Source organism: Oribacterium sp. Sow4_G1_1 (genome assembly GCF_052116105.1).
GTDB lineage: Bacteria > Bacillota > Clostridia > Lachnospirales > Lachnospiraceae > Oribacterium.
Genome location: NZ_JBQKLS010000035.1, coordinates 1 through 3,895 on the forward strand (window position 1 = coordinate 1; position 3,895 = coordinate 3,895).

General features: G+C 57.2%; 5 protein-coding genes. All 5 read left to right on the top strand.

Translation table 11 applies throughout. The features are described from left to right. Nucleotides 1-270 precede the first annotated feature (270 nt). The 5 genes from ACTQ52_RS12145 to ACTQ52_RS12165 all read left to right on the top strand — a co-directional run bounded on the left by ACTQ52_RS12145 (nt 271) and on the right by ACTQ52_RS12165 (nt 3,505). Nucleotides 271-1,044 carry a hypothetical protein gene (locus ACTQ52_RS12145; RefSeq protein ID WP_441982767.1) on the top strand — a complete coding sequence of 258 codons (774 nt, stop codon included), beginning with the start codon at nt 271-273 and terminating at the stop codon, nt 1,042-1,044. Between the two features lie 10 nt (nt 1,045-1,054). Continuing rightward, nucleotides 1,055-1,219: a hypothetical protein gene (locus tag ACTQ52_RS12150; protein ID WP_022512588.1), complete on the top strand. Its 165-nt coding sequence runs from the start codon at nt 1,055-1,057 to the stop codon at nt 1,217-1,219. Then, nucleotides 1,216-1,563 (top strand): plasmid mobilization protein, encoded by a 348-nt coding sequence (locus ACTQ52_RS12155; protein WP_022512589.1) that lies wholly within the window; start codon nt 1,216-1,218, stop codon nt 1,561-1,563. The genes ACTQ52_RS12150 and ACTQ52_RS12155 overlap by 4 nt, the downstream gene beginning before the upstream one ends. Before the next feature lie 157 nt (nt 1,564-1,720). Continuing rightward, nucleotides 1,721-2,011: a CD1845 family protein gene (locus tag ACTQ52_RS12160; RefSeq protein ID WP_021903928.1), complete on the top strand. Its 291-nt coding sequence runs from the start codon at nt 1,721-1,723 to the stop codon at nt 2,009-2,011. Between the two features lie 147 nt (nt 2,012-2,158). After that, nucleotides 2,159-3,505, top strand: a complete 1,347-nt coding sequence (locus ACTQ52_RS12165) for a relaxase/mobilization nuclease domain-containing protein (RefSeq protein WP_441982768.1) — start codon at nt 2,159-2,161, stop codon at nt 3,503-3,505. The last annotated feature ends 390 nt before the right edge of the window (nt 3,506-3,895 follow it).

Consider the following 3,895-nt stretch of genomic DNA (forward strand, 5'->3'; position numbering starts at 1 on the left):
CTTCAACTGCTTTTATCTTGAGTACTGGGTCTATCTTACTTTTCCTGGACATAACAATACCCCCAAGTAGGTTTCATTTTTCAATGTCCTACTTAGGGGTAGCATATCAGCTTGCATCAAGGCTTTCCGGGGCCGCTTTTGGGGTAGTCCGTATCTTTCTATGGCTTACCCCTGCTTTGTTAAAATGCTTTCCACATCTATCCCCGCCGCTTCTGGACACTTTGTCCAGAGGTAACGGCCTATTTTTCATTGATCCAGGAGGTGCTGTATATGGAACGAAACGCCGGATATGAAATCAAACGGCTTTTACTTTACGACGATAACACGGGTTTTGCCCTGGGGGAAAATCTGCGGGCCCCCGATCCCTATGTGACCTGGAAAGTCACCGAGGAACGGGGCCGCCGTTCTTTTGATTGGGGGCACTACTTTACAACAGAACGGGCGGCGGTCAAAGATTTTCTGAAACGGGCGGCTGACTATGAAAAAGACAACTCTGTTTCCCTGGTATCGGAAGGCCCCCAGCCGGACAGCTTCAAATACTATTCCACACAACGGCCCATTGACATCGGCACGTTCCCAAAGGGCGGCGGCAACGATCCCATCCGTTTCCAGAACTATGATAAACGGCTCCCAGTGGAGGGCGGCGCGTTCCTGGCCTGGGGCGAGCTGGAATATGGAAAACAGTTGACGGAGGATGAAATGTTCTGCTATGAACTCCAGCCATCGCGGGACAACCCGGATGTGTGGCGGCGCATGGATGCGCTGGCTCAGACGGTGGGGCCGTGGGAAGATATGCGTCAATTCCCGGAGGGACGCAGACTTACAGAATGGAGCTCCGAGGCGGGTGCCTATGTACCAAAAGCAAAGGCTACCGTGGAGAAGCTGGTGGAATGTACGGAAAGCATCCGAGTACAAAGGGTGCTTCTGGCTGGTGATAAACAGCCCTCAATCCGCGACCAGCTCAAGACCGCCCAACGGGAGGCCCAGGAACACCGGGCCCCGGACGGCCCCAAAAAGAAAGCCCCTGACCGGGGCGACAGATAGGAGGAAGATTATGGACAAGAAGCGTGAACAGGATTTTGCCAACCAGGAAGCCCTGCGGCTCTCCGGGGTATTCAATACGCCGATCCCCGCCCAGCCCCCGGAACGGGAAAAGGCGCTGGACAAGGTAAAGGAGCCGCCCCGCATCTGCCGGAGCCTGGAACGGGAGGAACGGTGACAAAGAAACGCCGCCGCCCTATCCATCTCCATGTAATGGTGTCTGAGGAGGAGCTGGCGCTGATCCGGGAGCGCATGGCCGAGGCAGGCATCCGCAATATGGGGGCCTATATGCGGAAAATGGCCCTCAATGGGTATGTGCTCCATGTTGACCTGTCGCCTGTCCAGGAGCTGGTGTCGCTCCAGCGGCGGTGCTCCAACAATCTAAACCAGGTGGCGATCCAGGCGAATACCTACGGCGGCATTTACCCGGAGGAGATTACGGCTCTGCAACGGGACTATGAAAAGCTGTGGCGGCCCCTTTCCGATCTGCTGGAAAAGCTCTCCGCCATCGTGCGGCTCTGACCTGCCGGGGAGCGGTTCTGCCGTTCCCCGGCTATCTCGACTTCTGGACATTTTGTCCAGAGGTGGGGATAGCCGAGGCATCCTTGTTGGCCCCCTCCCGCAGAGTTATAATATACATATAGAGGCGAACAACGAACTTTTGTAGGAGGTATGAACCATGCGGATAATCTTAAAAATCATCGCGGCTCCCTTTGTCCTGGCCCTGATCCTCATTGTGGCGGTGCTTACGTTCCTGTCCTGCGTGGCGGGGGCGGTGTGCATTGTGGCTTGTGTGGGCCTGTCCCTGCTGGCGATCCTCTGCCTGCTGGCCGGGCAGACAGTAGGCTGCATCGCCATGTTTGTGCTGGCGTTCCTGGTTTCCCCCTTTGGGCTCCCGGCCCTGGGCGGCTGGCTGGTGGAGCGCCTGCATGGAGTGAAGTATGCGGCGATGGACTTTATGGCGAGCTGATACTTATGGACAAAGTGTCCAGAGGTGCCGGGCGGCGGGTGGAGTAGACCGCCGCCCGCTTTTTCTGCTGGGAAAGGAGGTGCGGCTATCGCTACAACTTACATCCGGCCCTACAAGGTGGCGGCGGGAAAAACGGCTGTCCAGACGATGGAGGATCGGTTAGCCTACGGGCTCAATCCGAAAAAGCTGGGGGCCGTGTCTGCCTACCTCTGCGATCCGGCGTCGGCCCCGGCTGAGTTTCTTCTGACAAAGAGCCAGTACCAGGCGGAAACGGGCCGGGCCGTGGAGCGCGGGGCCCTGTTCTTTCAGATCCGGCAGGCGTTCCCGCCTGGTGAGGTCACGCCGGAGGAGGCAAACAAAATCGGCTATGAAACGGCCATGCGCTGGACAAAGGGCAAGTACCAGTTCTTTGTCTGTACCCACATCGACAAAGGGCACGTTCATAATCACATTTACTACAACTCCACGGCCCAGGACTGCTCCCGGAAGTTTCATAACTTCATTGGCTCCAGCTTTGCGGTGCGGCGGCTCTCTGACCGGGTGTGCATCGAGCATGAGCTGTCCGTCATTCAAAATCCGAAACAGCACAGCAAGGGCCGCTTTCTCCACTATGGCCAGTGGATCGGGGAAAAACCGCCCTCTGCACAACAGCGGGTGCGGCTGGCCATCGTGGAGGCCCTGGGGCGAAGGCCCGCTGACTTCCCGACGTTCCTGCGGCTTATGGAGGAGTCCGGCTTTCAAGTGAAGCATGGGCGGGGCGGCGCGATCTCGTTCCTGGCCCCTGGGCAGGACAAGTACACCCGTCTGCGGGCATCCACCCTGGGCCCTGGTTTCGATCCGGATGACATCCGGGCGGTGATTGCCGGGGAGCGGCCCATCCCGGAGCTTCCCCAGGACAGCCCGGCCCCGGCCCGGCGCGTCAATCTGATTATCGACATTAGGGAGCGCATGGCCCAGGGCAAGGGGCCCGGCTATGAGCGGTGGGCCAAAGTTTACAACCTCAAACAGATGGCCGCCGCGCTCCAGTACCTCCGGGAACACGATCTAATGGATTATGAAGCGCTGGCCGCCAGCACAGAGGCGGCTGTGGATCGCGCCCACAAGCTGGCCGGGGAGCTGCGGGACACAGAGGCGGCCCTCTCTAAAACTTCTGAGCTCATGGGGGCGGTGGTACAATATGCAAAGACGCGCCCTGTGTTCGATAGCTACAAAGCGGCCCGGTATTCTAAAAAGTACCTGGCCCAGCACGAGGCGGAGCTGGCCGACTACCGGGCGGCCAAAGCTACTATGAGCGATCTTTTGGGCGGGGCGAAGCTCCCGAAAATGGACGCGCTGAAAAAGGAGCGCCGGGAGCTCTCCGAAAAGAGAAAGGCCCTTTATGCGGAATACCGCAAGGCCCAGGCGGAAATGCGGCAGGCCGTGGCGGTCAAGGCGAACATTGACCATCTGCTCGGCCATACGGATGGGCGTGAAAATAAGGCCCAGGAGCGATAGCTCCGGGCCGCAGACAACCAGGGACTTCTGGACAAAGTGTCCAGAAGTCCGGCGGGTTTGGGGAGCTCCCCAACAAGCATTTTCACGGGCCTGCGGCCTGTGAAAATTTCGGAGTGTGGCCACACCCGAATTGCTTGCCAAAACGTACAAGCCCCGAAAATAGAACAAAACGCTATTGACCGAATCGGTTATTTATGATACAGTGTTTATGGATAACCGATTCGGTTATTTACAGGAGACCAGCTATGAAAAGTCAAGCATAGATTAGCAGAAAATTATCTTTTTTATCAGTGGCTATAAAAGGGTAACTCTAACAGAGCTCCCCAAAGGGTGCTTTTCAAAATCTACTATGATCTCGAGTTAGAACTTACTCAAGATTGAATGCCACAT